This window comes from Stenotrophomonas sp. YJH_SMC_57, from assembly GCF_059369755.1.
Genome location: NZ_JCAFSZ010000009.1, coordinates 145,588 through 171,820 on the forward strand (window position 1 = coordinate 145,588; position 26,233 = coordinate 171,820).

Consider the following 26,233-nt stretch of genomic DNA (forward strand, 5'->3'; position numbering starts at 1 on the left):
GCGAAGACGACGCGTCAGCGTATCCGCCGGAGCAAAAACTCCCCGATTCCGCTCCACGAATGGCGGCACTGTGCGACGGGCGCCGACAGTGCCGCGTGAATCACCCACATAATTTTCATGACGTGCGTCAAATAAAATACGTGAATGAATTTATTTTGCCGAAAATGCACATTCCCTATTCACGGCAAACACCCCGAGCGCACATATAACCGCCCGGATAAACTCTCAGCTGCTGGAGAGTTTCATCAAAACCAGGCCAGAAACGATAAGCACCGCTGCGCCGATCCGCATCGAGCTGACCTGCTCACCAAGGAACACGATGCCGACCACGAACGCGCCGACCGCGCCGATGCCGGTCCAGATCGTATAAGCGGTGCCCAGCGGCAGGCTGCGCATGGCCACGGCCAGCAGCCAGAAACTGGCGATCATGCCGACGATCGTGACCACGGTAGGCGTGAGCCGGGTGAAGCCTTCTGACTGCTTCATGGACACGGCCCAGACGATTTCCAGCAGGCCGGCGAACAACAGATAGATCCAGGCCATGACGGCCCTCCTCTTGGTAGGGCCAGGCCGTCCTGGTCATTGGGTCCCGATGTGGGGGAGGTCGTTCCTCCTGGCCGGCATTCTAGCAACGGGGGTGCGCCCCGGCCGCCGTTGCCGGGAACGGGTTACAGCCGATTCAGTGCGCGAAGCTGGCGTCGATGGGCCTGCCTGCGCTAGAATGCGCCTCTGCCATCAGCCAGCTGATGTGCAGTCCGGCTGTGGTCTCTGGCGCATCGCGCGCTGCTTCCCCTGATCCGTGAACTGGACGCCCACTGGGCGGCCAACGTCTCTATGGTGGCCCCGTCGGCCCCTCGCGACGCTAGGTCGAAAATCCCGCCAGGGCCGGAAGGCAGCAACGGTATCGATCGACGCGGGCGCCGAGGTCAGCCGGCGGGGCCATCGCCTTTTCGGGCGATGCCCGCCGCTTGGGTAGACGCCAACCTTGGTTGGCGCCCTTCGCCCGGCATGGCCCGGCGCTACCGTGCTTCGGGCGTTCCCTGATGGAACAGCATCCGCCACCGTTGCCCGTGCCAGCGCCACAGCGAGCTGCGCAGCACCCAGCGTTGCGCCTGGCCATCCACGTGATAGCGGCTGCGGTAGCGCACCTGGGCCAGGCCACCGGCCAACAGCCGCACCGCGAACTGTTCCGACTCGATCAACAGCTGCGCCCGCTCCAGCGGAATTTCCGCCAGCGCGGCCGCACGGCCGTAGCATTGGCCGGAACTGCCGATCTCGCTGAAATCCTCGTCCAGCAATGCAGCCAGGCGCTCACGATCACCCCGCACCTGCGGTGCGTGCAGCGCGCGCTCCAGCGCCTCCAGTTCGGCAGCCAGCGCCGCATCAGCGGGCCGGCCGGTATCGTTCATGGCGGGTCCTGCGCCAGGACGTGCGCTGCGGTCGGGCTGGCCAGCGGCACGCACTGCCCCGGCTGCGCCACGCGGTGCCCGCGCGCGGCCAGCGCCTGGCCGTCGGCCGCGCTGGCGTAGTGGTACAGCATCATCCGCGCCTGCAGCTCGGCGCTGTACTCGCGCTCCAGATCGGCCACGCCGGTATGCGACGGATTGCCGTGCAGGCCGCAGTCGTGGGCGATCAGTTCATTGTCATTGGCGTAGCGGGCCAGCATCTCCGGAATCGGGCGGGTATCGCCGCTCCAGGTCAGCGCGCCCTGCAGGCGCAGGCCATAGGCCGTCTCCGGCCAGTGGTGGCGCACCGGGAAGGCCTCCAGGCGCACACCCTCGTGCCAGAACGCCTCACCCACCACGACCAGCTGGAAGGCATCCCAGAAGTTGGCACCGCCCTCGGCCAGCACGTTCGGGTAGTCGCCGATGCGTTTGTGCAGCAGCGGCACCACCGTGGCGGGCACATACAGACGCACCTTGCCGCGCCGGTGCGCGTTGAAGAAGGTGTCCACGAACAACCGTTCGAAGCCGGCCACGTGGTCCAGGTGCACATGGGTGACGAACAGTGCCTGCGGCATGTGCCCGTAGTGCGCCTTGAACGCGGTCAGGCCTTCACCGCCGCAATCGATGGTCAGCCACGGACGGCCATCGCGCTCGATCACCGACATCGGCGACCCCAGCTCGACCGCCGACGCATTGCCGACGCCGAGGAAACGCAACGACCAGTCCATCAGGTGCCCCGGTTCCAGGCCATGTCATAGGCGCGGCGCAGCCGCACGTAGTCCTTCTGCACGTCTTCCACGCTGCGCTCGCCGCGCAGCTTGATCAGCGAGCGCAGCAGGCGCTTGAGATTGCGTTCGCGCCAGGCCGTGGCCGGGATGCGGATCACCCCGCGGTCGAAGTCGATCAGCCAGCCATGGCCGTTGCCATCGAACAGGATGTTGTGCGCATTGAGGTCGGCATGGTCCAGGCCGGCACGGTGAAAGCGGGCGATCAGCCGGCCGGTCTCCTCCCACGGCGCCCCCCGGCCAGCGACCAGCGCCCGGTCGGCCAGCGAGCGCACACCCTCTATCCGTTCCATCAGGATCGCCGCCCGGTAGCGCAGGCCCTCACGCATGTAGAACGCCGCGATCGGTCGCGGCACCGGCAGTTTCTTCTCGCGCAGGGCACGCATCAGCCGGAACTCGGCGAAGCTGCGGGTCCGGTCCGAGCCGCGCCAGAGGTACTGGTCATGGCTGATCTTCGCCGCCAGACCACCGCGCAGATAGTGGCGCAGCACGCTGGCGCCGAAAGGCGCATCGATGAACCAGGCGCTGCCGCGGCCGCCCTCACCCACCGGCCGGGCCTTGCTACCCCAGTGCTGGGGCGAGAACAGGCCGACCTCGGCTTGCCGCAGCCGCTCGCGGTCGAACAGAATGGCCCCGATGCCGCGACCCTCGCGGCATGGCGTCAGCGCTTCATTGGCGTCGAATGCGACCATCTCATTGAGTCTAACAACACATGGCATCAGCGTCCTCTTCCTTGTGCCTCCTGCGCCTGTCCGCACTCGGCGATGTCACCCACGTGGTGCCCCTGGTGCGCACGCTGCAGGCCGCGCGCCCGGACACGCCGATCCACTGGATCATCGACAAGGCCGGGCACAAGCTGCTTGATGGCCTGCCCGGCGTCACCTTCCATGCCTACGACAAGAAGAGCGGCATGGCCGGCGTCAAGGAGCTGCGCAGGCAACTACCGCCGGGGCGCTTCGAAGCGCTGCTGCAGATGCAGGTGGCGTTCCGCGCCAACCTGCTGTCGGCCTTCATCCCGGCCGAGCGCCGCATCGGCTACGACCGCAGCCGCTCCAAGGACCTGCACGGACTGTTCATCAACGAACGCATCCCCGACCGTCCCGGCATCCATGTACTGGACGCCATCGGCAGCTTCTGCGAACCGCTGGGCCTGCGCCAGACCGAGGTCAGCTGGGACCTGGCCGTACCGCAGTCGGCCTATGAATGGGCCAACGCACAGTGGCAGGACGATGGCCGGCCGCTGCTGATGATCTCGCCGTGTTCCAGCCACGTGCGCCGCAACTGGTACGCCGATCGCTACGCTGCGGTGGCCAACCATGCGACTCAGCGCGGTTGGCAGGTGGTGCTGTGCGGAGGCCGCAGCGAGCTGGAACGCAGCATGGCCGACGCGATCCAGGCGCAGCTGCACACACCGGCACTGGACCTGGTCGGCAAGGACACGCTCAAGCAGTTGCCCGCCCTGCTGGCCCGCGCCAACCTGGTGATGACGCCGGATTCCGGCCCGATGCACATCGCCAACGCGATGGGCGCGAAAGTCCTCGGCCTGCATGCGGCCAGCAATCCGAACCGCAGTGGCCCGTACTCGGACCGCCGTTACTGCGTGGACCGCTACGACGACGCTGCGCGCAAGTACCTCGCCAAGCAGGCCGCTGATCTGAAGTGGGGCACCAAGATCGAGTTCGACGATGTGATGGAACTGATCACCGTCGAAGACGGCATCGCCGCCTTCGAGCGTTACGTCGCCGACCACCTGGGGTGAGCGGCAGGCACCATCCACGCATGGCGTGGATCTACCGCTTGGACGGGATTACGCGCGCTGCGTGTAATCCTGGTAGGACTTCTCTTCCACGTAGGCCGAACCGAGCGCCAGGTTGATTGCTTTCTTGATGCGCGCGCGCTCGTCGTTGCGCAGGTAGACGCTGCGCGCCAGATCGATGAAGCCCTGGTCGAACGCCTGCGCCTTCTCCTTGAGCCGGATGTCATCCTCGATGTCCCACAGCTGCTCGTTGACCTCCTTCAGGTCGGCGCGCAGCTTGGCGATATCCTTCACAGCCGCCGGGTGTGCCATCCAGGTCTTTTCCAGTGCCGACAGCTCCTTGCGCACGTTGGCCAGCTTGCCCTCGTCGCTGATGCGCTCGGACTTGATCTGCAGGATCGAGATCTTGTCCAGCAGCTCGCCGAAAGAAACGGGCACGAGAATTTCAGCGGTCATTGGGAAAGCTCCAGCAGGTGATGCGTACATGGTAACCCGCAGCGTTCGGACGGATATGCCAGGTAGATCCACGCCATGCGTGGATGAGCCTGCCAGCAGGAACAGCATCCACGCATGGCACGGATCTACCGATGCATCTGGAGGAACAAGCCCCTCTGTTGAGGGGCTGCCCCGACAGGGGCGGGGAGAGGCCGGCAAAGGGAGGGGCCCACAGGTTGCGCAGCAACGTGTGGGGCGACGCGCGGAGCGCGGCGCATCCCCAGCCAGATAAAGAAAAAAGCCGCCCAATGGGCGGCTTTTTTCTTTATCTGGCGGAGAGGGGGGGATTCGAACCCCCGAGGCGCTATAAACGCCTGCCTGATTTCGAGTCAGGTACATTCAACCACTCTGCCACCTCTCCGGGTGGTCCCCGGCGGACCGGGGACGCGCATCATACGAGGAAGTGAGGCCGACGACAAGTCATTGCGGCCAATGAAGTGAAAATTTCCTGAGCGCACGCCTTGCCGGATGCCTGCAGCCGCCCGATGATGCCTGTCTCCCCAGCATTACCCCGCCCCCGCCCACCATGATCGAATTCGGACACCTCACCCACCCCGGCATGCGCCGCGAGCTCAACGAGGACACCTACTACGGTGACAGTGAGCTGGCCCTGTGGCTGGTGGCTGATGGCATGGGCGGGCACGCCTGCGGCGAAGTGGCCAGTGCGCTGGCGCGCGAGACCATCGTGCGCGAAATCCGCCGCGGCGCGCCGCTGGTGCAGGCCATCCGCACCGCCGACGAAGAGATCATCCGCGCCTCCCGGCGGCGCAACGACACCCTGCCGATGGGTACGACCGTCGTCGCCGCGCGCGTGCAGGGCAACCGCTATGAAGTGGCGTGGGTGGGCGACAGCCGTGCCTACCTGTGGCGCGATGGCCAGCTGGCCCAGCTCAGCCAGGATCACAGCGTGGTGCAGGAGCTGGTCGCGCAGGGCAACCTGACCGCCGAGCAGGCACGCGCGCATCCGCATCGCAACGTGGTCACCCAGGCCCTGGGCGTGACCGATCCGGCGCATCTGAACGTGGCCACCACCAGCGGAGAGCTGCGCCCGGGCATGCAGCTGCTGCTGTGCAGTGACGGCCTCACCGAGGAAGTGGACGACCGCGGCATCGCCCGCACCCTGGCGTTCGAGGACGCCAGCGCGCAGGAATGCGTGGATACGCTGGTCGCCGCCGCGCTCGATGGCGGCGGCCGCGACAACATCAGCGTGATCCTGGTGCGCTGCCATTAGCCGGTAGATCCACGCCATGCGCGGATGTGGCGATGCCGGCCAGTAGCCGGCACGACCGCCACGCATTACGCGCTGGCGGGCTCTTCCACCTTCGGGCCATCCCACAGCGCGTGGCCGGCCTTCTTGCGCAGCCGCTCCAGCCGCGCAGCGTGCGCCTCCAGTTCCGATGGCGTCGCCATCACCCGCGGGCGCGGCAGCAGTTTGCTGGTATCGAACGCCTGCAGCGCTGCACCTGCGCCACCGCCGTCCTCATCGCCCAGGCCGAAGCCGATCTCTTCCTGGCCCGAGGTCAGCGCGATGTAGACATCGCCCAGGATCTGCGCATCGAGCAGGCCGCCGTGCAATGCACGGTGCGAGTTGTCCACGCCCAGCCGCTTGCACAGTGCATCCAGCGAGTTGCGCTGGCCGGGGAAGCGCTCGCGCGCCATCACCAGGGTATCGATCACCGTGCAGCGGTCGGTGATCTTCCTGTACTGCGGCCCCAGCAGCGACAGCTCGTTGTCGAGGAAGCCCAGGTCGAATGCCGCGTTGTGGATGATCAGCTCGGCGCCATCGATGAACGCCAGGAACTCGTCGGCGATCTGCGCGAAGTCCGGCTTGTCAGCCAGGAACTCCAGGGTCAGGCCGGTGACTTCCTGTGCGCCCTGTTCGAACTCGCAGTCCGGCTTGATGTACTGGTGGTAGTTGTTGCCGGTGGGGCGGCGCTTGAACAGCTCCACGCAGCCGATTTCAACGATGCGGTTGCCCTTCTTCCATTCCAGGCCGGTGGTTTCGGTATCGAGGATGATCTGACGCATGGGCTCAGTTTACCGGGCTCGAGTCGCGGACCTGGATGGCCGCGTTGCGTGCCAGCGTATCCACCCGTTCGTTGTCCGGGTCACCGGAGTGGCCTTTCACCCAGCGCCAGTCAATCTGGTGCCGCAGCGTGGCCGCATGCAGCCGCTCCCACAACTCGCGGTTCTTCACCGGGTCGCCACCAGCGGTCTTCCAGTTCTTGCGGATCCAGCCGGGCATCCACTGGGTCAGGCCCTGCCGCACGTACTGCGAATCGGTATAGAGCACGATGTTGCACGGCTCGGTCAGCGTCTCCAACCCGGAAATGGCCGCCATCAACTCCATCCGGTTGTTGGTGGTATGCGCTTCGCCACCGCTCAGTTCGCGCTCGTGGCCCTTGTAGCGCAGCAGCGCGGCCCAGCCGCCGGGGCCGGGATTGCCGAGGCAGGATCCGTCGGTGTGGATTTCGATGGTTTTCAATACAACTCCAGATCAGGTAGCAACGGTGCCATGCCAACGCACCGGCAACGGTTTCGGCCCAGGCAGGGCCAGCGTGCGTTTTTCCGCATGGAACAGGCAGGCCGCGCGCAAGGGCGCCCAGCCACCGGGACGACGGCTGCCGGCCCCCCGCCAGAGCGGGCCGAGATAACGCATATCGTCGCACTCCAGGCCATGCCGGCCGAGCAGCAGGCGGATCCGCTGCGGCGTGCGCACCACCAGCCCGTGATGGCGCCAGCGCGTGCGGTACGGACTGAACGGATTGAGGCTGCTCAGCCACAGGTGGCCGCCCGGCATCAGCACGCGCTCGCACTCGTCGAGCAGCAGGTCGGCATCGGCGGCGGTGACATGCTGCAGCACGATCGCATTGACGCTCTCGTTGGCCAGCGGCAGCGGCAACGCGCAGCGGGTATCACCGGCATAGCCGTGTCCCTGCCGGTGCAGTCGCAGGCCGCGCCCGCCCAGCTGTGCGTCGTCCAGCCAGGCCGCACTCGGCGCGATCCACAACCAGGGCTGGGACGGCAACACCGACAGCTGCGGCAGCAGCAATTGCCGCTCCAGCACGCGCAACGCCGCCGCCGGTTCACTGTCGAACCACGGGGTCTGGCTCGCTTGACGGGTGCTCTGCAGCGCGGGCATGGTCCAATTCTATGCGACTGACTGCCCTGCCCGCATTTGCGGATAACTACATCTGGACGCTGATCGACGACGATGGCGCCGCCGTGGTCGTCGACCCCGGCGATGCTGCGCCGGTGCTCGCGCTGGCCGATCAGGGCCTGCGCGTGGACACGATCCTGCTCACCCACCACCACGACGACCACATCGGTGGCGTGCCGGCGCTGCAGGCCCGTTTTCCCGGCGTGCGGGTGATCGCGCCCGTCGAGGAGCGCATCCCCACGGCCACCGAACGGGTCGCTGAAGGTGAACGCGTTCAGGCACTGGGCCGGATGTTCCACGTACTATCCGTGCCCGGGCATACCCGCAGCCACATCGCGTTTCACACTGCTGAACATCTTTTCAGCGGAGATTCGTTGTTCAGCCTGGGCTGTGGACGTCTGTTCGAAGGTACGCCGTCCCAGCTTCTGGCGTCGATGCGCAAGCTGGGTACCTTGCCCGCGCAACTGCTGCTTTGTTGCGCCCACGAGTACACCGTGTCAAATGCCGTCTTCGCGCGGCATGTCGACCCCGCCAACGCTGCCCTGTGGCAGCGCCAAGAGGAGGCTTTGGCCATGCGCCGCGATGACCGTTCCACCCTGCCGGTAACCCTGGCCAACGAATTCGACTGCAATCCCTTCCTGCGTGTGCACACGGCGCCGATTCGTGAGTCGGTATCGGCACACCTGGGCCGTGACGTCGTGGACGACGTCGACGTGATGGCCGGTCTCCGGCATTGGAAAGACGGCTTCCGCGCATGATGCGCCGAAGTCTGCCGCTGGCCCTGGGCCTTGCCCTGGGGCTGGCCGGAACCGCGGGCGCTCAGTCGCTGGGCGCCGGCATCAGCCAGAACCTGACGGCTGCGGCAGCGCTGCCGCTGGACCCGTCCACGCTTCCGGCCGCCTCGGTGCGCAATGGCCAGGAGATCTTCACCAGCTTCCGCGACGGCCTGGCCGAGCCGCGCTGTGACGCCGAGGCCACCAGCCCGCGCTGGCAGAAGCAGTTCGCCCATGCCCCGTCGCGCCTGGCCAACCAGGATGACGATGCACTGGTGCTGTTCGGCTACGTGGTCGAAGAGCTGCGCAAGGCGAACCTGCCCACCGAATTCGCGCTAATTCCCTTCGTCGAAAGCGGCTACCGGCCCAATGCCCGCAATGGCAGCGGCCCGACCGGCCTGTGGCAGTTCATCGCCACCACCGCGCGCAACCACCGCGTGCCGATGGCCAACGGCTACGACGGCCGCCTGTCGGCGGTCGATTCGACCCAGGCCGCGGTGCGCTACCTGAAGACCCTGCACGGCATGTTCGGCGGCGACTGGCGCCTGGCCACCATGGCCTACAACGCCGGCGAGTACCGCGTGCTGCAGTCCATGCGCAAGGCCGGCATGAATGCGCAGAACGCCACGCCTTCGGCCCTGCCCGGCCTGTCACCGGTCACCCATGCCTACGTCGAGAAGCTGCATGCCCTGGCCTGCGTGCTGGAAGACGTGGAAGACCAGCCCGGCGTGATGGCCTCGCTGGACCGCACCGTGCCGGTGCTGAAGGACCACACCCTGCCGGCCGGCACCAGCGTCCAGCAGTGGGCCGCACAGCGCGCCCTGGACCCGGCGAAGATCGCCCGCCTCAACCCCGCGCTGGCATCGGGTGGCCGCGCTGCCGGCACCACCCGCGTGCTGGCTCCCGTCTCGGCCGCCAATGCGACGGTCACGGAGGCGGCGAGCGCCCTGGTCGCCGGCGCGGCCCCGGCGGCCACTGCTGTGCCCACGCCGACGGTCGCCAGGACCGTTGCCGCAATCGCCGACCGCCCGCGCAGCCGCCGCCACACCGTGCGTGATGGCGAGTCGGCCTGGACCATCGCCCGCCGCTACGGCATGCCGGTGAAGGCCCTGCTCTCGCTGAACGGCCTGAGCGGCAGCAGCGTGCTGAAGCCCGGTGCGGTGCTGCGCGTCGAAGACTGACGCACGCCAACCCGGCAGAAGGCGGTCGAGCAAGCTCGACCATTACCAAAGCCCTAACGCGCCAAAGACGACGCGCAGCCACAAAAAAGGCCCGGCAATGCCGGGCCTTTTCGTCCCTGCTCGCCGCGGGGCTTACAGGTTGGCTTCGGTGGTCTGGACCACGAACTTCTTGCGCATCGCTTCGACGTAGGCCTTGGCCGCGGCCATGCCATCGATCTGGCTCAGCTGGTCCTTCAGCTGCTTCTGCTGCTCGGCGGTCACTTCCTTGATGTCGCCCGGGTTGATCTTGTTCACCGCGAACAGCAGCGCGTGGCCGTTCACGTCAACCTTGCCGTAGCTCGGCTTGCCATTGACCGGCGCCGGCGCACTGAAGATCGCGCGGTGGATGTCCGGGGTCGGCACCGGCTGGCTGCGCGGCAGGCCCGGCATCGGGCTCAGCTGCAGCTTCTCGCTGGCCGCCAGCGACTGCAGGGTGGCGCCGCCCTTCAGCTTGGCCAGCACAGCGTCAGCAGCCTTGTCGCTGGCCTGGCGCTGGCGATCGGCGCGGATCGCGGCGATCACCTGCTCGCGGGCCTTGTCCAGCGGCATCGCCTGCTCCGGCGTATGCGCGGAGACGCGGATGACCACACTGTGGTTGCTGGCGCCGCCCAGAGCGATCGGGTCGCTGGCGGTGCCGTCCTGTACCAGCACGTCGGAGAAGGCAGCGCGCAGCACCGCCGGATCAGCGGCGATGCCGCTGGCAGTGGCGCGGGTGATCGGGCCCAGGGTCTGCAGCGGCAGGTTCACTTCCTTGGCTGCAGCCGCCAGATCGCTCGGGCTCTTGTTGATGGCGTCGACCAGGCGGCCAGCCAGCTCGTTGAAGCCGCGCTCACCATCGGCCTTCAGCTGCTCGGCGGCCAGCGTGTCACGCACTTCCTCGAACGACTTGCCCTGGCCACCGCGCACAGCGGCCACCTTGATGATGTGGTAGCCGAAGTCGGTCTTGACCGGGCCGATCACGTCGCCGGCCTTGGCGGCGAACAGTGCGTCTTCGAACGGCTTGACCATCGCGCCACGCTCGACCCAACCGAGGTCACCACCCTGCGCCTTCGAGCCCGGATCTTCCGAGTTGGCCTTGGCCAGCGCGGCGAAGTCGGCACCGGCGGCCTTGGCGTCGGCGGCAATCTTGTTGGCCTTGGCTTCGGCACCGTCGCCGGTGATCAGGATGTGCGCGGCCTGGCGCTGCTCCGGCGAGGTGAACTTCGCCTTCTCGTCTTCATAGCGCTTGCGCAGGGTCGCTTCGTCGGCCGCGGCCGGTGCCGGCAGGTTGCCGCCGTTGATCTCGACATACTCCAGCGACACGCTCTCGGCCTGGCGGAAATCCTTGCCGTGGCTGTCATACCACTGCTTGATCTGCGCATCGGTGACCGGCGCGGTATCGGCCGGCACTTCCGGCAGCGCGGCCAGCTCGACGTCACGGGTCTCGCCCAGCAGCTTCAGCAGGCGCTCGGTTTCGGACTGGGTGACGAAACCGGAGTTCTGCAGGCCCGACGGAATCACCGACTGCTGCAGGCTCTCACGCACCAGTTCCTGGAACTGGGTCGGGGTACGCGGCGGATTGCCACCGGCCAGCGCCAGGCGGTAGTTGTTCTCGTTGAACTTGCCGTTCGAATCGAGGAAGGCCGGGATGGTGGCGATGTACTCGCGCACCGCACCATCGCCGATCACGACGCCGGCCTGCTCACCCACCAGGCGCACGACCTGCTCGTCGATCAGCTGGTCCAGCACGGCCAGCTTGTTTTCGGTGCTTTCGAACGCGCGGGGGTCGAAGTTCTCGCCCTGCTGCTGGCGCTCGCGCATGCGTTCCTGTTCGAAACGGGTGCGGAAATCCTGCGCGCTGATCTCGTGGTGCTGCCACATCATGCGCACCGGCCACCACGACGGCGCCGAACGCCACCAGGTCGGAGGTGCGGAAACCCTGGCCACGTTCTGAGCGCCAACGCCACCGAGGTAGCTGTTGTCGATCACGAACAGGAACGGAATCATCAGCAGCCCCAGGATCACGGTGACGATCCAGCCTGAGGTCTTGTCGCGGAGTTTCTGCAGCATGGTGAGGAATCACAAGGCCTGATTGGCGAGCCCGGCAGTGTAACCCGCTTCGCCGCAGGGACCAAAAGCAGCACCGGCGCGGCCTGCGCGTCTCTTCGCGAGCACACAAAGAAAAAGCCCCCGGCGTGTGCCGAGGGCTTTTAGAGTTGGCGGAGCGGACGGGACTCGAACCCGCGACCTCCGGCGTGACAGGCCAGCATTCTAACCAGCTGAACTACCGCTCCGCGCTGAAACTTTGCAGGCGCCCAGTATATCCGAAGACTCCCTGGAAACCCAGCCCGATGAACACTTTTTTCAAAGTTTTTTCACGGGTACTTAAGAATTCTGCAATGGCGGAGCGGACGGGACTCGAACCCGCGACCTCCGGCGTGACAGGCCAGCATTCTAACCAGCTGAACTACCGCTCCGTTCTTGCAAAAGCCTTTTCGCCTTCTTCCCGAGCCTTCCGGGGAGAAGACAAGGCCCCCGGCTTCAGACCGGGGGCCTCGATGTAGTGGCGGAGCGGACGGGACTCGAACCCGCGACCTCCGGCGTGACAGGCCAGCATTCTAACCAGCTGAACTACCGCTCCGCGTTGTTACCGTTTTTGTTTTCCGCCGGCCTGGACCGGGAAGAAAACAAAGCCTCCAGCTTTTGGCCGGAGGCCTCGTTGAATGGCGGAGCGGACGGGACTCGAACCCGCGACCTCCGGCGTGACAGGCCAGCATTCTAACCAGCTGAACTACCGCTCCACACTCAAACTTTTACCGCGGTGCTGTGGTGGGTGCTGAGGGTTTCGAACCCCCGACCCTCTCCGTGTAAAGGAGACGCTCTACCGCTGAGCTAAGCACCCCAGCGAGCCGCTTAGTTTACAGCATCCTTCAGGGCCTTGCCAGCCTTGAACGACGGATTCTTCGAAGCAGCGATCTTGATGGTGTCGCCGGTCTTCGGGTTGCGGCCGGTGCGGGCAGCACGGTCGCGGACCTGGAAGGTACCGAAGCCAACCAGGGTGACCGCATCGCCGTCCTTCAGCGCCTTGGTGACGGCAGCAACGACGGCATCGACAGCGCGGCTGGACTCGGCCTTGGTCAGGTCGGCAGCTTCAGCAACGGCATCGATCAATTCGGTCTTGTTCATTCTCTACAACTCCTTTGGCGGTGGGTTCCGCTTATTCGACAGGGAAGCAACCGCACGCCTTCTGCATGCGGCCGCCATGTGGAAACGGTTCGCCGATTCAGTCATCGCTGACAGCGATCACTCATTCGCGAGTGCTGCTTTTATACCAGTGGCCCTACCCCCACGCAAGCTGGAAAGCCAGCAACGACGCGGGTTTCGGGCCATCGGACAGCGCGCGTCAATGCTTGACGCGCGCGCTTCCACTCGGTTTGGCCTTGCCGCGCACCGTGACACGCTGCGCACTCTTGCGTGCCTTCTTGGGTGCCAACGGACGTTCAAGCGCCAGGTCCAGGACTTCTTCGATGTACTTCACCGGCACGATCTTCAGATCGCGGGTGACGTTGGCCGGGATGTCGGCCAGGTCCTTGCGGTTCTCTTCCGGAATGATGACCGTGCGGATGCCGCCGCGCAGCGCAGCCAGCAGCTTTTCCTTCAGGCCACCAATGGCGGTGACGCGACCGCGCAGGGTGATCTCGCCGGTCATCGCCACGTCGGCACGCACCGGCACCTTGGTCAGCATCGACACCAGCGAGGTGACCATCGCCGCACCGGCACTCGGGCCGTCCTTCGGCGTGGCACCGTCCGGCACGTGCAGGTGCACGTCGTGCTTCTGCAGGAAGTCGCTGTCGATGCCGAAGCCGACCGCGCGCGAGCGCACCACCGACAACGCCGCCGACGCCGATTCCTTCATCACGTTGCCGAGCTGTCCGGTCAGGATCAGCTGGCCCTTGCCCGGCACCAGCGTCGATTCGATCTGCAGCAGATCGCCACCGACTTCGGTCCAGGCCAGGCCGGTGACCAGGCCGATCTCGTTTTCTTCCTCGGCACGGCCGAAGTCGAAGCGGCGCACGCCCAGGTACTTGTCCAGGTTCTTGCTGGACACGCTCACCAGCGCCTTCTTCTTCGTACCCTTCTTCGCCTTCACCGGCTGCGGGCCGGCCAGCGCGATCTCCTTCACCACCTTGCGGCAGATCTTGGCGATCTCGCGTTCCAGGTTGCGCACGCCCGATTCGCGCGTGTAGTAGCGCACGATGTCCTGGATCGCATCGCTGCCGATCTCCAGTTCTTCCGGCTGCAGGCCGTTGGCCTTGATCTGCTTCGGCACCAGGTAACGCGTGGCGATGTTGAGCTTCTCATCCTCGGTGTAACCGGGGATACGGATCACTTCCATGCGGTCCAGCAGCGGACCCGGGATGTTCAGCGAGTTCGAGGTGGCCACGAACATCACTTCGGACAGGTCCAGGTCCACTTCCAGGTAGTGGTCGTTGAACGCGTTGTTCTGCTCCGGGTCGAGCACTTCCAGCAGCGCCGAAGACGGGTCGCCGCGGAAATCCATCGACATCTTGTCGATCTCGTCGAGCACGAACAGCGGGTTCTTGCTGCCGACCTTGTTGAGGTTCTGCACGATGCGGCCCGGCATCGAACCCACATAGGTACGGCGATGGCCACGGATCTCGGCTTCATCGCGCACGCCGCCCAGCGACATGCGCACGAACTTGCGGTTGGTGGCCTTGGCGATGGACTGGCCCAGCGAGGTCTTGCCCACGCCCGGCGGCCCGACCAGGCACAGGATCGGGCCCTTCATCTGCTTCACGCGCGACTGCACCGCCAGGTATTCAAGGATGCGTTCCTTGACCTTCTCCAGGCCGTAGTGATCGGCATCGAGGGTGTCCTGCGCAGCCTTCAGGTCCTTGCGCACCTTGCTGCGCTTCTTCCACGGCACGCCCAGCAGCCACTCCAGGTAGTTGCGCACGACCGCCGCTTCGGCCGACATCGGCGACATCTGCTTGAGCTTGTTCAGTTCGTTGCGCGCCTTGGCTTCAACGGCCTTCGGCATGCCGGCTTCGGCGATCTTGCGGGCCAGCTCTTCCAGCTCGCCCGGCGCGTCGTCCAGGTCACCCAGTTCCTTCTGGATGGCCTTCATCTGTTCGTTGAGGTAGTACTCGCGCTGGCTCTTCTCCATCTGCGACTTCACGCGGCCGCGGATGCGCTTCTCCATCTGCTGCACATCGATCTCGCCATCGACCAGACCGACCAGCATCTCCAGGCGGTCGCTCACGGCCAGCGTTTCCAGCAGGCGCTGCTTGTCGGCCAGGCGCACGCTGATGTGCGCAGCGATGGTGTCGGCCAGGCGGGCCGGCTCGTCGATGCCCGACAGCGTCTGCAGCAGCTCCGGCGGCAGCTTGCGGTTGGTCTTGACGTACTGCTCGAACAGCGACATCAGCGAGCGCGCAATCGCCTCGACCTCGCGGGCTTCGCGCTCGTCGGTGGTATCGATCTCCACGGCCTGGCCGTGCAGCGAGCCGTTGCGCTCGTCGACGTGGGTGACCTGCACCCGCGACAGGCCTTCCACCAGCACCTTGATGGTGCCGTCGGGCAGCTTCAGCAGCTGCAGCACCTGCGCCAGCGTACCGACCTGGTAGAGGTCGGCCGCATGCGGGTCGTCGGTCTCGGCCGACTTCTGCGCCAGCAGCAGGATGCGCTTGTCCGCTTCCATTGCCTGTTCGAGCGCGTGCATGGACTTGTCACGGCCGACGAACAGCGGGATGACCATGTGCGGGAACACCACTACGTCGCGCAGCGGCAGGACCGGCAGGTCGAGGGTTTCACTTGGGGAACGGGCCATGGGGGCTCCAGGGAAGGGGAAAACCGCCTCCGGGAGGGCATCTTCCGGAGACAAAAAAAGCCGATGGCCCCGTTATGGGGCCATCGGCTTTCAGATGCAAGGCATTCCTTGAAAATCCTTTCCAATCAACAACCTGGAAGGATCACTCGGCGCCTGCGGCCTTCTGTTCAGGGGCCGCCGGGGTCTGGTAGATCAGGTACGGCTCGGACTTGTGCTCGATCACCGACTCGTCCACCACCACCTTGCTGACGTTTTCCTGCGAGGGAAGGTCGTACATGGTGTCCAGCAGGACCGATTCGACGATGGTGCGCAGGCCGCGGGCGCCGGTCTTGCGCTTGAGCGCCTTCCTGGCGATGGCCGACAGCGCGTCCGGACGGAACTCCAGCTCGACGTTCTCCATCTCGAACAGCTTCTTGAACTGCTTGGTGATGGCGTTCTTCGGCTCGGTCAGGATCTTGATCAGGGCCGGCTCGTCCAGCTCTTCCAGGGTCGCCACCACCGGCAGGCGGCCGACGAACTCGGGAATCAGGCCAAACTTGATCAGGTCTTCCGGCTCGACTTCGGCCAGCACCTTGCCCACTTCCTGCTTGCGCTCGCTGCTCTTGACCTTGGCGCCGAAGCCGATGCTGCCGACGTCGGTGGAACGGGCCTGGATCACCTTGTCCAGCCCGGCGAACGCGCCGCCGCAGATGAACAGGATGTTCTTGGTGTCCACCTGCAGGAATTCCTGCTGCGGATGCTTGCGGCCGCCCTGCGGCGGAACGCTGGCCACGGTGCCTTCGATCAGCTTCAGCAGGGCCTGCTGCACGCCTTCGCCGGACACATCGCGGGTGATCGACGGGTTCTCGCTCTTGCGCGAGATCTTGTCGATCTCATCGATGTAGACGATGCCCTGCTGCGCCTTCTCGACGTCGTAGTCGCACTTCTGCAGCAGCTTCTGGATGATGTTCTCCACGTCCTCGCCCACGTAACCGGCTTCGGTCAGCGTGGTGGCGTCGGCCATGGTGAACGGCACGTTGAGCAGGCGGGCCAGGGTCTCGGCCAGCAGCGTCTTGCCCGAACCGGTCGGGCCGACCAGCAGGATGTTCGACTTCGCCAGCTCGACGTCGTCGTTCTTCTGCCGGCTCTCGATGCGCTTGTAGTGGTTGTACACGGCCACGGCCAGGGTGCGCTTGGCACGGTTCTGGCCGATCACGTACTGGTCGAGAACCTCGAGGATCTCGCGCGGCTTGGGCAGCGAACTGCGCGCCGACTGCGCCTTTTCCTCGAGTTCCTCACGGATGATGTCGTTGCACAGCTCCACGCACTCATCGCAGATGAATACGCTCGGACCCGCAATCAGCTTGCGCACTTCATGCTGGCTCTTGCCGCAGAAAGAGCAGTAGAGGATCTTGCCGGTGTCCGTGGAACGACCTTGGCGGTCTTCGCTCATGCTTCGCTTACCCAGTTACCCCACCCGCTGAACGGGGGTTCGATTCGAGAATAGCACAGGGCCGGAGGGACACCAGTCCCGCCCGACCCTGCAGGAACGGGGCCTGCCGGGCCCCGTGAAGGCCGGTCAACCGGCCTGGATCGACTCATCCGGACGACGCTCCAGGACCTGGTCGACCAGACCATAGGCCTGCGCTTCGAAGGCGCTCTTGAAGTTGTCGCGCTCGGTGTCGCGGGCGATCGTCTCCAGCGACTGGCCGGTGTGCTTGGCCAGCACCTCGTTCAGGCGCGAGCGCAGGGTCAGGATCTCACGCGCATGGATGTCGATGTCGGTGGCCTGGCCCTGGTAGCCGCCCAGCGGCTGGTGGATCATCACGCGCGAATTCGGCAGCGCGTAGCGCTTGCCGGCTTCACCGGCAGCCAGCAGCAGGGCGCCCATCGAGGCTGCCTGGCCGATGCAGGTGGTGCTCACATTCGGCTTGATGTACTGCATGGTGTCGTAGATCGCCATGCCGGCGGTGACTACGCCACCCGGCGAGTTGATGTAGATGTTGATGTCCTTTTCCGGGTTTTCCGATTCCAGGAACAGCAACTGCGCCACCACCACGTTGGCCATGTGATCGTCGATCGGGCCCACGAGGAAGATCAGGCGCTCCTTCAACAGGCGCGAATAGATGTCGTAGGCACGCTCGCCGCGGCTGGTCTGCTCGACCACCATCGGAACCAGGTTCAGGGCTTTGGTTCGGTTGTCCATTACGTGAGGTACCTATCTTGGGGGGAAACAACCCCGCGCCGGCAAAGGCGCGGGGCATTCGGTGATCCGCCCGGGCTTACTGGCGGATCGCGTCCTGGAACGACAGCTTTTCTTCGGTGTGCTGGGCACGCTCGGCGATCCAGTCGATCACCTGCTCTTCCATCACGCGGTTCTGCAGGCCAGACATCAGCTGGGGGTCGTTGCGGTACATCTCAATGACCTGCTCCGGCTCTTCGTAGGTCGAAGCGATCAGGCGCATCGTTTCGTTCAGGCGCTTGGCTTCCAGGCGCAGGTCGTTGGTGCGGGCCACTTCACCGACCAGCAGGCCGACCAGCACGCGCTTGGCGGCGGCGTCCTTGAAGCCTTCATGGGCATCGGCCGGGATCTCACCGACGTTCTGGCCGTTGCGGCGGATCTGCTCGACCTGCTGGGCCAGCATGGCGCGGGCCTCGTTCTCGACCAGCCGCGGCGGCATTTCCACCGAGGCGTAGGCGGCGATCAGCTGCTCGCCCACTTCGCGGCGCAGGCGGTTCATCAGCGCGCCCTTCAGCTCGCGCTCCAGGTTGGCACGGATGTCGCTGCGGAACTGCTCGACGTCACCGCCCTTCACGCCGAAGCTCTTGATGAAGGCTTCGTCGACCGCCGGCACGACCGGCTCGGACACTTCGGCAACCTTGACGGTGACCTGCACGGTCTTGCCGGCCAGCACCGGCACGCGCCAGTCAGCCGGGAACTCGACGTCCAGGGTCTTTTCTTCACCCTTGGCCACGCCGACCAGGCCCTTCTCGATGGTGTCGAACATCATGCCCTGGCCGAGCACGATCGAACCCTTCTCGGTGCCTTCTGCCGGCAGGCGCTCTTCGCCGGCCTGCGACCAGGTTTCCACGGCGACCAGGTCGCCGTCCTGCGCGCCACGGCTGACCGGGGCCCAGGTACGACGCTGGTTCTGCAGGTTCTCGATCATCTGGTCGATGTCGGCGTCGGTGATTTCGGCGCTGTGGCGCACCACGGTCAGCTTGCTGACGTCGATGTCGCCGAAGTCCGGCACCACTTCCACGGTGGCCACGAACGAGAACTCACCCTCGTCGCCCTTGTCGATGCGCGGGCTGCCGACGATGCGCAGGTCGTGCTCACGCACGGCGGCATCGAAGGTTTCGCGCAGCAGGCCGTCCAGCGCTTCGCCACGGACCTGCGCGCCGAAGCGCTGCTCGATCACCTTGGCCGGCACCTTGCCCGGACGGAAACCCTTGATGCGGGTGGTACGGGCGATTTCGCCCAGGCGGCCGACGATGTGGCTCTGCAGACGGTCTTCCGGCAGCGAGAAGCTCAGGCGGCGTTCCAGGTTGCCGGTGGATTCGATCGAAGCTTGCATGTTGACTCCTGCCACCGGTGGCCCAGGCCCCCGGCTCGATGATTGGGATGAAACGGTTGTAAGGACACGGCGTCTGGGACGCGCCTGCTTGCCGCAGCCCTTTAGTTTCGCCCAATTCGGCCTGCACTGCCAGCGCGCGCCGGTCAAGGGGGCCCGAACCAGGGTCGAGGCCCCCTCATCATCCGTACCGGGCAGATCTATCCACCCCCGTTCAGGAGGATCGGACGACCCGATGCGGGCGCCATCCCACCCGGCAATGCCCAAAGAAAAGGGCGCCAACGGCGCCCTTTTCCTCATTGCGCAACGGCGTCGCCGTCAGAGCACCTGGCAGTCCTTGGACATCGGCGTCTTGGCGACATCACCGCCACCGGTGCAGACCAGATTCACCGCCTGGCCCTTCTTCAGGCCGCCGATTACGTCCAGCTGGGCCTGGCTGAACGAGAACTGCGGATCCAGGAACAGGCCCGTGCGCAGGGTCACGTACGGATTGCCCATCAGATCGGTGTTGATCGAGTCCACCGTGCCCGAAACACGGAAACGCTTGCCCTTGAACTGCTGGTCGGCGGCAACCGTGTTTTCTTCGTAGGCCTTGGCCAGCTCTGCAGCAGTCACCTGCGGCAACGCATCGAGCGCCGCGCGCTCTTCATCGAGCTTCTTCTGCTCGGCTTCGGCCTTGGCGCGCTCCTTGGAAGCCTCGGCGTCGGCCTTGGCCTGCTCCTTGGCGGCGGCAGCTTCAGTACGCTGCTGTTCACGCGCAGCGGCCTCGGCTTCACGCTGCTCCGGCGACTTGTTGGCATTGATCACCATGCCAAGCACCATCAGAGCGACGAACAGACCGACGATCGCAATGATCGCCCACTTCAGGAACTTCTTCATCAATCCCCCCTTCCTTGTTGTAAGCGCAGCAATTCCGGCCACGCAATGCGGTCAGCAAGTATAACGTCCATGTGAAGATCGTCGAGCAGCAATTGGCGGCCCGCCCTTCGCAGGCCGTGTTGCTGGGGGATCACTGGCCGGCCTTGGATACACCGATGCTGGTGCGAAAGGGGGGACTCGAACCCCCACGCCTTGCGGCACTGGAACCTAAATCCAGGGCGTCTACCAATTCCGCCACTTTCGCGTGGCCGGCACAGGCGTTCATTGTCGCAGGCGATGACGGGAAGCGGAAGGCCTGCACAAAACTGAATATGGAGACTTGCGTACAGCCCGCGCGTCCGGACTGCCCCGGCGAGCGCCAGCTCATCCGGGGCGGCGGGGTTCAGGGCTGCGACCCGGCCTTGGCCGGCGCCGAATCGGCACCCTGCCCGGCCGCAGCATCCACCCTGCGGATCTCCACGCCCCCGTCGTCGGTGCGCCGCAGGGCCACCGACTCCGGCGTGGCCCTGCGCACATCCACCGAACCATCCGCATTGCGCTGCACGTCCACCGCGTCGGGCAGGGCCTCCCCTTCCGCAGGCTGAGCCGGCTGCATCTGCATGGCCTCACCGACCGGGCGCGCCGGAGTGCTGTCCGTGCCAGCATCGCGTTCGACGGTCTGCGCGGGATCATTGGTCGGCGCGCAGGCAGCCAGCGCCATCAACGCGAAGGGAACCCACAGCGTGCGGTGCAATCGATTGATATCAGCCATCAACATCTTCCTTCGTGCATGCGCCATCGGCGCGGAAGATGCATTGGGTGCGATACAGGGCGCGATGCGGTGAGAAGCAGCGCACAGCATTGATAACACTGATGACGCGTATGCCCCTGATTTCAGCATCGCTTCAGTGGATCCACGCCATGCCTGGATGACGTGCGGCCGGGCGTGCAGGCATCCGCATGCTCAACCCGGCGCACAGGCAAGAAAAAAGCCACTTGGCGAACCAAGTGGCTTTCGTCTGGTGGGCTGTCAAGGATTCGAACCTTGGACCTATTGATTAAGAGTCAACTGCTCTACCAACTGAGCTAACAGCCCGAAATCGGGGCGCGAATTATGACCCGATCCGCTCGGTGGGTGCAAGCGCTTTCTTCAACATCGTTGAAACCAGCACTGCGATCCCGCTTCTGCCGCACGCTCCTGAAAAGAAGGGCTCTGCTGCACGTGATCCATCAAAACGAAGGAGTCACACTAATAAGAAAAAAGCCACCTGGCGTACCAGGTGGCTTCTGTCTTGGTGGGCCGTCAAGGATTCGAACCTTGGACCTATTGATTAAGAGTCAACTGCTCTACCAACTGAGCTAACGGCCCGTGAAACTCAGACGCACATTGTAGCGTGCTTTCTGTTTATTGCAATACCGTTTCGGCCATGCCGATGCGGTTGAATCAGTGGGGTGGCTGAGGGGATTCGAACCCCCGACCACCGGAATCACAATCCGGTACTCTAACCAACTGAGCTACAGCCACCACTGAAACTTTCGCTCCCCCGCCGATACCACTGGCACGGGAACTTCAAACCTTTGCCTGGAGACTGTCACCGAAGTTCCGGTCCGCCGAAGCGAGTCCGATATTCTGGTGGAGTCTTTGCGCGTTTGCAAGCACTTCTTCACATCTGTCGATACGATCCCGGTGCCTCGCCGATGGCGCGCCCGACAGGAATCGAACCTGTAACCGCCGGCTTAGAAGGCCGGTGCTCTATCCAGTTGAGCTACGGGCGCCCGAACCGGAACGATGTCCAATCCGACGTGGCGTGGGATTGGTCGGGGTAGAGGGATTCGAACCCCCGACATCCTGCTCCCAAAGCAGGCGCGCTACCAGACTGCGCTATACCCCGGTCTTGCAATCCCCTCGGGCCAGGCCCGGGGAGTCGTTCATTGTCGCCAAGCGCATCGCGAACTGTCAACGCAGGCGCGACCGATCATGAATCCGCCACGGCGCCCAGCATGGTCATCGGCTATGCTCGCGGACATCGGCCGGATGGCCGTCCCGACCCTCATTCGCACGGAGAACACGCATGCGCAGCGGCAACCCGGCTCTTTCCGAGTCGACCTTCCTCGACCTCGCCAGCGGCTCGGTGGTGACCAGCCCGGACCAGGTCATGACCCTCAACGGCACCGCCAACAAGACCGGCATCCTGCTGCTGTTGACCGTGCTGACCGCAGCCTTTGCCTGGAACCAGTCCGTCAACGAGTACGGCGAGGTCATGGGCGCAGCCAAGCTGTATGCCATGGGCGGCGCGATCGGCGGGCTGGTGCTGGCGCTGATCACCATCTTCAAGAAGGAATGGTCACCGGTCACCGCACCGATGTATGCGCTGGTCGAGGGCCTGTTCCTGGGCGCCGTGTCGGCGCTGTTCAACATGAAGTACCCGGGCATCGTGTTCCAGGCCGTGCTGCTGACCTTCGGCACGCTGGCCGCGCTGCTGTTCGCGTACCGCAGCGGCGTGATCAAGGCCACCGAGAACTTCAAGATGGGCGTGGTAGCAGCCACCGGCGGCATCGCCCTGCTCTACCTTGCCTCGTTCGTGCTGGGCTTCTTCAACATCAACGTCCCGGTGATCCACGACTCCAGCTGGCTGGGCATCGCCTTCAGCCTGTTCGTGGTGGTGGTGGCGGCACTGAACCTGGTGCTGGACTTCGACTTCATCGAGACGGGCGTGGCCCAGCGAGCGCCGAAGTACATGGAGTGGTATGGCGCATTTGGCCTGATGGTGACCCTGGTCTGGCTGTACATCGAATTCCTGCGCCTGCTGTCGAAGATCCAGCAGCGCTGATCTCCACCGTGCCGTAAACGACAAGCCGCGATCCGAAAGGGTCGCGGCTTTTTCGTAGAGTCGAGCCTGCTCGACTATTTCGAACGGTAGAGTCGAGCTTGCTCGACTGTTGCCGATCCAGTCGAGCCTGCTCGACTCTACGGAACAGGACCCCCATGCCCCAGACCTTCCACAGCTACCGCCCGGCCGACGGCCACCGCCTGCCGCATGACCCGTTCAACGCGATCATCGGGCCGCGCCCGATCGGCTGGATTTCCAGCTGCGACGCGGCAGGTGCGCTGAATCTGGCCCCCTACAGTTTCTTCAACGCCTTCAACTACACGCCGCCGATCATCGGCTTCTCCAGCCAGGGCCGCAAAGACTCGCTGCGCAACATCGAGGCCACCGGTGAGTTCGTGTGGAATCTGGCCACCTTCGCGCTGGCGGAGGCGATGAACCAAAGCTGCCGCGCGGTGGCACCCGAAGTCGATGAGTTCGCGCTGGCCGGGCTGACGCCGCTGGCGTCGACGCAGGTCACCCCACCCCGCGTGATGGAGAGCCCGGTCAGCATGGAATGCCGCTGCACGCAGATCGTGCGCCTGCGCGATGCGGCCGGCCAGGACACCAATGGCTGGCTGGTGCTGGGCGAAGTGGTTGCGGTGCATATCGATGCGCGGCTGCTCGTCGATGGCATTTACGACACCGCGGCCGCTGCCCCGATCCTGCGCGGCGGCGGGCCCGCCGACTATTTCCGCATCGGCGCCGAGCAACGCTTCCGCATGGCCCGCCCGGCCTGACGGTTAACCGGCCGGCGAACGCGCCAGCAGGGCCGGCAGCGAGGACGCCAGCAAGGCAATGCCGGACACGGTGAGCAGCCCCAGCACGACCTGCCGGAAGCGCGCTTCGCTGATGCCGATGTAGACCCGCGCGCCCAGCAGGGCCGGCACCAGCATGGCCGGCGCCACGATGGCGAAGTACGGCAGCATCTGCCGCTCCACCAGGCCGCTACCGACGTAGGTGGCCATGGTCACCGCCAGCATCGCCAGGTTGAAGTTCTGGATGACCGCGCGCTGCTCATCCTTGCCGAAACCACGCAGCGTGCTCCACAAGGTGGGCACGGGCCCGGCGAATCCACCGATGCCGCTGAGCACCCCACCGGCCATGCCGGCGATCGCGTCACCCAGGCGACCGCCGACGCGGATCGGCGGCAACGACCGCGCCATCAGCATCACCGGGCACCACAGCGCCAGGAAGCCCCCCAGCAGCGCCTTGAACCACTCCATGTCCAGCTGCGGCAGCACCATCACGCCCAGCGGGATGCCCGCCAGACCGCCCAGCACGAATGGCAGCAGCAGACGCAGGTTGAATCCGCGGCGCACGGTGAACGCCGCGACCAGCTGGCCGACCAGCGCGCCGAATACCGACAGCGTCGCCGCCAGTCGCGGCTCCAGCCCCCACGCCCAGAACGACATCGCCACCATGCCGAACGCGAAACCCGACAGGCCCTGCACGAATCCGGCGACGATCGCGCCGAGCGCGACCAGCAGATAGACCGACTCCATCACCACCTCGGTTGCGGTTGCACGGCTACCCAGCCGCGCCACTCTGCGCAGCGTAGTGCGCTGCGAGATGCTCGACCAGCGCACGCACCTTCGGCGCCAGTGCGCGCGCATGCGGATACAGCGCGAAGTAGCGGCGCTGTCCGGCGTGCCAGGCCGGCAGCACCCGGATCAAACGACCGGCGCGCAGGTCCTCCTGCACGGTCAGCGCAGTGAACAGGCTGATGCCCATGCCGGCCAGCGCGGCGGCGTACAGCGCAGGCGTGGCATCCACGCGCAGGCGCTGCCCGGCCTCGATGCTCGCGGTGGCACCGCGCGGCCCGTGCAGCTGCCAGGGCGGCATCGCCGGTGTGGGACTGAAACCCAGCAGCAGGTGCTGCGCGAGATCCGACGCCTGCCGGGGCAGGCCGTGGCGCGCCAGGTAGCCAGGGGCGGCCACCAGGATGCGCGGGCAGCTGGCCAACTCGCGTGCAACCAGCTGGCTGTCCGGCAATGACGGTGCGATGCGCAGCGCAAGATCGAAACCACCGCCCACCACATCGACCAGCTGATCATCGGCGGAAAGATCCAGCGCCACCTGCGGGTGGCGCTGCAGGAACGACGGCAGCCAATGCGGCAACTCTTGGCTGGCCACCACCTGCGGCACGCTGATCCGCACAGTGCCACTGGGTTGGGCCTGTCCGGCACGCACGCGATCATCTGCTTCCTGCAGGCGATCCAGCAGCGCTCCCGCCTCGCGGTAGTAGCCGCGTCCGGCTTCGGTCAGTGACAGGCGGCGGCTGTTGCGGTCCAGCAGGCGTACCTGCAGGTGTTCTTCCAGCTGCCGCAGTTGCCGCGACATGGCCGAATGGGTCGTCCCCAATCGCTCGGCGGCAGCGGTGAAGCTGCCCGCATCGACGATGGCACGCAGCGCGCGCAGGGCGGCGAATTGATCCATCGGCGGGCGGCTCCGGTTGGCAGGACCCGCGATGTGCGGGCCCTGCCAGCTTATCAAGCGCCGTCGCCGGCCTTGCGCACCGGCAGGGCCAGGATCGCGTCAGTGGTCATGACATCGCCGAAGGTGTCCTCGATCTGGGCCAGCGCGGCCTCATGCAGCGCGCGATGGCCGATGCGCTGGCCACCGGCCAGGTCCAGGTCGCGGCTGGCCGTTGCATCGGACGACACGATCACCCGGTAGCCACGCGGTGCCGCTGCGGCATCGCGGGCGGCGCCGGCCACGCAGGCGTGGGTCTGCAGGCCGGTGACGATCAGGGTGTCGATGCCCGACTGCTTCAGCTCCGTGTCGAGCACTGCAGCGGAGCCACCAGCGAACACGCTGACGTTGTCCTTCTGCACCACCGTCTCGCCGGCCCGCGGCTGCATGTCGCGATGGAAGGCGGCATTGGCACTGCCCTGCGCGAACAGCGGCGCACCTGCCGGCAGTACATGCTGCACATGGATGACGCGGATGCCATTGGCATCGGCGAAGTCGATCAGGCGGCGCGTCTGGCGCAGCGCGGCCACGCCATCGGGGATGACCATGCGGCCACCGGCAAAGCCAGGCGCGGCTTTGGCATGGAAGTACTCGTTCTGGAAGTCGATCACCAGCACGGCGGTCCTGGCCGCATCCAGCGACGCGGCGACCGGGGCGCCAGCCATGTGGCGGATGGTGGGATGGGCCGGCTCGGCGGCGGCGACCGGGGCGGTGGCGGCCATGCCGATCAGGCTGGCCAGGCCAAAGGCGGTGAGGTTCATCGGACGACTCCTGTGCGGTGGAAAGTAGGCACAGGATGCGGAGCGGATGGCGCACAAACCAGCCGTGCTGCAGCACACGATCTGTGCAAATAGCGCACAGACCGTTGTTGTAGAGTCGAGCCATGCTGGACTGCTCTTCGTCTGGACACCTGTGAAACAGCCGTCGAGCATGGCTCGACGCTACAGAAGCGCAGAAACGCAACGGGGCGCCCGAAGGCGCCCCGCTGTGGGTCCAACCGAGGCTGGCCGACCGC

Annotated in this window: 25 protein-coding genes, 12 tRNA genes and 1 other RNA gene; 7 read left to right on the forward strand and 31 right to left on the reverse strand. The window is 65.6% G+C overall.

The window, feature by feature from the left end; all coding sequences use genetic code 11:
* Window positions 1-225: 225 nt before the first annotated feature.
* Window positions 226-543: a DMT family transporter gene (locus AC5P7U_RS13945; RefSeq protein WP_004154611.1), complete on the reverse strand. Its 318-nt coding sequence runs from the start codon at window positions 541-543 to the stop codon at window positions 226-228.
* A 300-nt stretch (window positions 544-843) separates the two neighbouring features.
* Here AC5P7U_RS13945 and ffs point away from each other — a divergent pair.
* Window positions 844-940: signal recognition particle sRNA small type (ffs, locus tag AC5P7U_RS13950), an RNA gene on the forward strand.
* Window positions 941-1,019: 79 nt separating this feature from the next.
* Here the strand turns inward: ffs and AC5P7U_RS13955 are convergent.
* The 3 genes from AC5P7U_RS13955 to AC5P7U_RS13965 are packed head-to-tail and all read right to left on the reverse strand — an operon-like array spanning window position 1,020 to window position 2,922.
* On the reverse strand, window positions 1,020-1,409 hold the full coding sequence (locus tag AC5P7U_RS13955; protein WP_004154610.1) for a nuclear transport factor 2 family protein: 390 nt from the start codon (window positions 1,407-1,409) through the stop codon (window positions 1,020-1,022).
* A complete protein-coding gene (locus AC5P7U_RS13960; RefSeq protein WP_495221212.1) occupies window positions 1,406-2,173 on the reverse strand; it encodes an MBL fold metallo-hydrolase in 768 nt (255 codons plus the stop codon). The genes AC5P7U_RS13955 and AC5P7U_RS13960 overlap by 4 nt, the downstream gene beginning before the upstream one ends.
* A complete protein-coding gene (locus AC5P7U_RS13965) occupies window positions 2,173-2,922 on the reverse strand; it encodes a 3-deoxy-D-manno-octulosonic acid kinase (RefSeq protein WP_197563618.1) in 750 nt (249 codons plus the stop codon). The genes AC5P7U_RS13960 and AC5P7U_RS13965 overlap by 1 nt, the downstream gene beginning before the upstream one ends.
* A 20-nt stretch (window positions 2,923-2,942) precedes the next feature.
* Between AC5P7U_RS13965 and AC5P7U_RS13970 the strand changes: the two genes are divergently transcribed.
* Entirely contained in the window at window positions 2,943-3,989 is a 1,047-nt protein-coding gene (locus AC5P7U_RS13970; protein ID WP_495221213.1) for a glycosyltransferase family 9 protein, read from the forward strand.
* Window positions 3,990-4,037: 48 nt separating this feature from the next.
* On the opposite strand, the gene AC5P7U_RS13975 is transcribed toward AC5P7U_RS13970, so the two are convergent.
* Window positions 4,038-4,442 (reverse strand): DUF6165 family protein, encoded by a 405-nt coding sequence (locus AC5P7U_RS13975; protein ID WP_197563622.1) that lies wholly within the window; start codon window positions 4,440-4,442, stop codon window positions 4,038-4,040.
* A gap of 309 nt (window positions 4,443-4,751) precedes the next feature.
* A tRNA-Ser gene (locus tag AC5P7U_RS13980) sits at window positions 4,752-4,842 on the reverse strand.
* Window positions 4,843-5,007: 165 nt separating this feature from the next.
* Here AC5P7U_RS13980 and AC5P7U_RS13985 point away from each other — a divergent pair.
* Complete coding sequence (locus AC5P7U_RS13985; protein WP_133933935.1) at window positions 5,008-5,712, forward strand: PP2C family protein-serine/threonine phosphatase; 705 nt, start codon at window positions 5,008-5,010, stop codon at window positions 5,710-5,712.
* 65 nt (window positions 5,713-5,777) lie between these two features.
* Here the strand turns inward: AC5P7U_RS13985 and dnaQ are convergent, their stop codons facing one another.
* The 3 genes from dnaQ to AC5P7U_RS14000 are packed head-to-tail and all read right to left on the reverse strand — an operon-like array spanning window position 5,778 to window position 7,623.
* Window positions 5,778-6,509 (reverse strand): DNA polymerase III subunit epsilon, encoded by a 732-nt coding sequence (gene dnaQ, locus AC5P7U_RS13990; protein WP_495221214.1) that lies wholly within the window; start codon window positions 6,507-6,509, stop codon window positions 5,778-5,780.
* 4 nt (window positions 6,510-6,513) lie between these two features.
* Window positions 6,514-6,966, reverse strand: a complete 453-nt coding sequence (gene rnhA, locus AC5P7U_RS13995; RefSeq protein WP_004154603.1) for a ribonuclease HI — start codon at window positions 6,964-6,966, stop codon at window positions 6,514-6,516.
* A 12-nt stretch (window positions 6,967-6,978) separates the two neighbouring features.
* Complete coding sequence (locus AC5P7U_RS14000) at window positions 6,979-7,623, reverse strand: class I SAM-dependent methyltransferase (protein ID WP_004154602.1); 645 nt, start codon at window positions 7,621-7,623, stop codon at window positions 6,979-6,981.
* Window positions 7,624-7,634: 11 nt separating this feature from the next.
* On the opposite strand from AC5P7U_RS14000, the gene gloB reads away from it, so the two are divergent.
* Complete coding sequence (gloB, locus tag AC5P7U_RS14005) at window positions 7,635-8,399, forward strand: hydroxyacylglutathione hydrolase (protein ID WP_495221215.1); 765 nt, start codon at window positions 7,635-7,637, stop codon at window positions 8,397-8,399.
* On the forward strand, window positions 8,396-9,595 hold the full coding sequence (locus AC5P7U_RS14010) for a lytic transglycosylase domain-containing protein (protein WP_495221216.1): 1,200 nt from the start codon (window positions 8,396-8,398) through the stop codon (window positions 9,593-9,595). The genes gloB and AC5P7U_RS14010 overlap by 4 nt, the downstream gene beginning before the upstream one ends.
* A gap of 132 nt (window positions 9,596-9,727) precedes the next feature.
* Here the strand turns inward: AC5P7U_RS14010 and AC5P7U_RS14015 are convergent, their stop codons facing one another.
* From AC5P7U_RS14015 to AC5P7U_RS14105, 19 genes are all read right to left on the reverse strand, one after another.
* Window positions 9,728-11,683 (reverse strand): peptidyl-prolyl cis-trans isomerase, encoded by a 1,956-nt coding sequence (locus tag AC5P7U_RS14015; protein WP_004154601.1) that lies wholly within the window; start codon window positions 11,681-11,683, stop codon window positions 9,728-9,730.
* 147 nt (window positions 11,684-11,830) lie between these two features.
* Window positions 11,831-11,907: transfer RNA gene (locus tag AC5P7U_RS14020), tRNA-Asp, on the reverse strand.
* Between the two features lie 106 nt (window positions 11,908-12,013).
* A tRNA-Asp gene (locus tag AC5P7U_RS14025) sits at window positions 12,014-12,090 on the reverse strand.
* A gap of 87 nt (window positions 12,091-12,177) precedes the next feature.
* Window positions 12,178-12,254: transfer RNA gene (locus tag AC5P7U_RS14030), tRNA-Asp, on the reverse strand.
* Window positions 12,255-12,337: 83 nt separating this feature from the next.
* Window positions 12,338-12,414: transfer RNA gene (locus AC5P7U_RS14035), tRNA-Asp, on the reverse strand.
* A 26-nt stretch (window positions 12,415-12,440) separates the two neighbouring features.
* A tRNA-Val gene (locus AC5P7U_RS14040) sits at window positions 12,441-12,515 on the reverse strand.
* Window positions 12,516-12,526: 11 nt separating this feature from the next.
* Window positions 12,527-12,799, reverse strand: a complete 273-nt coding sequence (locus AC5P7U_RS14045; RefSeq protein ID WP_004146343.1) for an HU family DNA-binding protein — start codon at window positions 12,797-12,799, stop codon at window positions 12,527-12,529.
* 217 nt (window positions 12,800-13,016) lie between these two features.
* Window positions 13,017-15,464: an endopeptidase La gene (lon, locus tag AC5P7U_RS14050; RefSeq protein ID WP_308308121.1), complete on the reverse strand. Its 2,448-nt coding sequence runs from the start codon at window positions 15,462-15,464 to the stop codon at window positions 13,017-13,019.
* 142 nt (window positions 15,465-15,606) lie between these two features.
* On the reverse strand, window positions 15,607-16,896 hold the full coding sequence (gene clpX / locus AC5P7U_RS14055) for an ATP-dependent Clp protease ATP-binding subunit ClpX (protein ID WP_004154600.1): 1,290 nt from the start codon (window positions 16,894-16,896) through the stop codon (window positions 15,607-15,609).
* 126 nt (window positions 16,897-17,022) lie between these two features.
* Window positions 17,023-17,649: an ATP-dependent Clp endopeptidase proteolytic subunit ClpP gene (gene clpP / locus AC5P7U_RS14060; RefSeq protein ID WP_004146318.1), complete on the reverse strand. Its 627-nt coding sequence runs from the start codon at window positions 17,647-17,649 to the stop codon at window positions 17,023-17,025.
* Between the two features lie 76 nt (window positions 17,650-17,725).
* Complete coding sequence (tig, locus tag AC5P7U_RS14065; RefSeq protein ID WP_197563632.1) at window positions 17,726-19,021, reverse strand: trigger factor; 1,296 nt, start codon at window positions 19,019-19,021, stop codon at window positions 17,726-17,728.
* 315 nt (window positions 19,022-19,336) lie between these two features.
* The gene (locus tag AC5P7U_RS14070) at window positions 19,337-19,897 is read right to left on the reverse strand and encodes an OB-fold protein (RefSeq protein WP_308308122.1); all 561 of its coding nucleotides are present in this window, start codon (window positions 19,895-19,897) and stop codon (window positions 19,337-19,339) included.
* A gap of 159 nt (window positions 19,898-20,056) precedes the next feature.
* Window positions 20,057-20,141 (reverse strand) — tRNA-Leu (locus tag AC5P7U_RS14075).
* Between the two features lie 138 nt (window positions 20,142-20,279).
* On the reverse strand, window positions 20,280-20,648 hold the full coding sequence (locus tag AC5P7U_RS14080) for a hypothetical protein (protein WP_004154550.1): 369 nt from the start codon (window positions 20,646-20,648) through the stop codon (window positions 20,280-20,282).
* 248 nt (window positions 20,649-20,896) lie between these two features.
* A tRNA-Lys gene (locus AC5P7U_RS14085) sits at window positions 20,897-20,972 on the reverse strand.
* Between the two features lie 197 nt (window positions 20,973-21,169).
* A tRNA-Lys gene (locus AC5P7U_RS14090) sits at window positions 21,170-21,245 on the reverse strand.
* A gap of 79 nt (window positions 21,246-21,324) precedes the next feature.
* A tRNA-His gene (locus AC5P7U_RS14095) sits at window positions 21,325-21,401 on the reverse strand.
* 174 nt (window positions 21,402-21,575) lie between these two features.
* Window positions 21,576-21,652 (reverse strand) — tRNA-Arg (locus AC5P7U_RS14100).
* Between the two features lie 39 nt (window positions 21,653-21,691).
* Window positions 21,692-21,768, reverse strand: a tRNA-Pro gene (locus AC5P7U_RS14105).
* A gap of 180 nt (window positions 21,769-21,948) precedes the next feature.
* Here AC5P7U_RS14105 and AC5P7U_RS14110 point away from each other — a divergent pair.
* Window positions 21,949-22,707, forward strand: a complete 759-nt coding sequence (locus AC5P7U_RS14110) for a Bax inhibitor-1/YccA family protein (RefSeq protein WP_004154549.1) — start codon at window positions 21,949-21,951, stop codon at window positions 22,705-22,707.
* Between the two features lie 155 nt (window positions 22,708-22,862).
* The gene (locus AC5P7U_RS14115) at window positions 22,863-23,483 is read left to right on the forward strand and encodes a flavin reductase family protein (RefSeq protein ID WP_004154548.1); all 621 of its coding nucleotides are present in this window, start codon (window positions 22,863-22,865) and stop codon (window positions 23,481-23,483) included.
* A 3-nt stretch (window positions 23,484-23,486) separates the two neighbouring features.
* Here AC5P7U_RS14115 and AC5P7U_RS14120 read toward each other — a convergent pair whose 3' ends face one another.
* From AC5P7U_RS14120 to AC5P7U_RS14130, 3 genes are read right to left on the reverse strand one after another with little or no spacing between them, the layout of a single operon-like run.
* Entirely contained in the window at window positions 23,487-24,248 is a 762-nt protein-coding gene (locus tag AC5P7U_RS14120; RefSeq protein WP_197563642.1) for a sulfite exporter TauE/SafE family protein, read from the reverse strand.
* 25 nt (window positions 24,249-24,273) lie between these two features.
* A complete protein-coding gene (locus AC5P7U_RS14125) occupies window positions 24,274-25,182 on the reverse strand; it encodes a LysR family transcriptional regulator (protein ID WP_312560139.1) in 909 nt (302 codons plus the stop codon).
* 53 nt (window positions 25,183-25,235) lie between these two features.
* A complete protein-coding gene (locus AC5P7U_RS14130) occupies window positions 25,236-25,979 on the reverse strand; it encodes a cysteine hydrolase family protein (protein ID WP_312560138.1) in 744 nt (247 codons plus the stop codon).
* Window positions 25,980-26,233: the final 254 nt, after the last annotated feature.

Excerpts from the sequence above, each read along its gene's own strand:
- tig (WP_197563632.1), bottom strand. The coding sequence starts at position 19,021 with ATGCAAGCTTCGATCGAATCCACCGGCAACCTGGAACGCCGCCTGAGC.
- AC5P7U_RS14125 (WP_312560139.1), bottom strand. The coding sequence starts at position 25,182 with ATGGATCAATTCGCCGCCCTGCGCGCGCTGCGTGCCATCGTCGATGCG.
- AC5P7U_RS14080 (WP_004154550.1), bottom strand. The coding sequence starts at position 20,648 with ATGGCTGATATCAATCGATTGCACCGCACGCTGTGGGTTCCCTTCGCG.
- AC5P7U_RS14070 (WP_308308122.1), bottom strand. The coding sequence starts at position 19,897 with ATGAAGAAGTTCCTGAAGTGGGCGATCATTGCGATCGTCGGTCTGTTC.
- AC5P7U_RS14000 (WP_004154602.1), bottom strand. The coding sequence starts at position 7,623 with ATGCCCGCGCTGCAGAGCACCCGTCAAGCGAGCCAGACCCCGTGGTTC.
- clpP (WP_004146318.1), bottom strand. The coding sequence starts at position 17,649 with ATGGACAACCGAACCAAAGCCCTGAACCTGGTTCCGATGGTGGTCGAG.
- AC5P7U_RS14015 (WP_004154601.1), bottom strand. The coding sequence starts at position 11,683 with ATGCTGCAGAAACTCCGCGACAAGACCTCAGGCTGGATCGTCACCGTG.
- lon (WP_308308121.1), bottom strand. The coding sequence starts at position 15,464 with ATGGCCCGTTCCCCAAGTGAAACCCTCGACCTGCCGGTCCTGCCGCTG.
- AC5P7U_RS13960 (WP_495221212.1), bottom strand. The coding sequence starts at position 2,173 with ATGGACTGGTCGTTGCGTTTCCTCGGCGTCGGCAATGCGTCGGCGGTC.
- AC5P7U_RS13945 (WP_004154611.1), bottom strand. The coding sequence starts at position 543 with ATGGCCTGGATCTATCTGTTGTTCGCCGGCCTGCTGGAAATCGTCTGG.
- AC5P7U_RS13985 (WP_133933935.1), top strand. The coding sequence starts at position 5,008 with ATGATCGAATTCGGACACCTCACCCACCCCGGCATGCGCCGCGAGCTC.
- clpX (WP_004154600.1), bottom strand. The coding sequence starts at position 16,896 with ATGAGCGAAGACCGCCAAGGTCGTTCCACGGACACCGGCAAGATCCTC.
- AC5P7U_RS13955 (WP_004154610.1), bottom strand. The coding sequence starts at position 1,409 with ATGAACGATACCGGCCGGCCCGCTGATGCGGCGCTGGCTGCCGAACTG.
- AC5P7U_RS14010 (WP_495221216.1), top strand. The coding sequence starts at position 8,396 with ATGATGCGCCGAAGTCTGCCGCTGGCCCTGGGCCTTGCCCTGGGGCTG.
- AC5P7U_RS13970 (WP_495221213.1), top strand. The coding sequence starts at position 2,943 with ATGGCATCAGCGTCCTCTTCCTTGTGCCTCCTGCGCCTGTCCGCACTC.
- AC5P7U_RS14045 (WP_004146343.1), bottom strand. The coding sequence starts at position 12,799 with ATGAACAAGACCGAATTGATCGATGCCGTTGCTGAAGCTGCCGACCTG.
- AC5P7U_RS14130 (WP_312560138.1), bottom strand. The coding sequence starts at position 25,979 with ATGAACCTCACCGCCTTTGGCCTGGCCAGCCTGATCGGCATGGCCGCC.
- AC5P7U_RS14110 (WP_004154549.1), top strand. The coding sequence starts at position 21,949 with ATGCGCAGCGGCAACCCGGCTCTTTCCGAGTCGACCTTCCTCGACCTC.
- dnaQ (WP_495221214.1), bottom strand. The coding sequence starts at position 6,509 with ATGCGTCAGATCATCCTCGATACCGAAACCACCGGCCTGGAATGGAAG.
- AC5P7U_RS14115 (WP_004154548.1), top strand. The coding sequence starts at position 22,863 with ATGCCCCAGACCTTCCACAGCTACCGCCCGGCCGACGGCCACCGCCTG.
- AC5P7U_RS14120 (WP_197563642.1), bottom strand. The coding sequence starts at position 24,248 with ATGGAGTCGGTCTATCTGCTGGTCGCGCTCGGCGCGATCGTCGCCGGA.
- gloB (WP_495221215.1), top strand. The coding sequence starts at position 7,635 with ATGCGACTGACTGCCCTGCCCGCATTTGCGGATAACTACATCTGGACG.
- AC5P7U_RS13965 (WP_197563618.1), bottom strand. The coding sequence starts at position 2,922 with ATGGTCGCATTCGACGCCAATGAAGCGCTGACGCCATGCCGCGAGGGT.
- AC5P7U_RS13975 (WP_197563622.1), bottom strand. The coding sequence starts at position 4,442 with ATGACCGCTGAAATTCTCGTGCCCGTTTCTTTCGGCGAGCTGCTGGAC.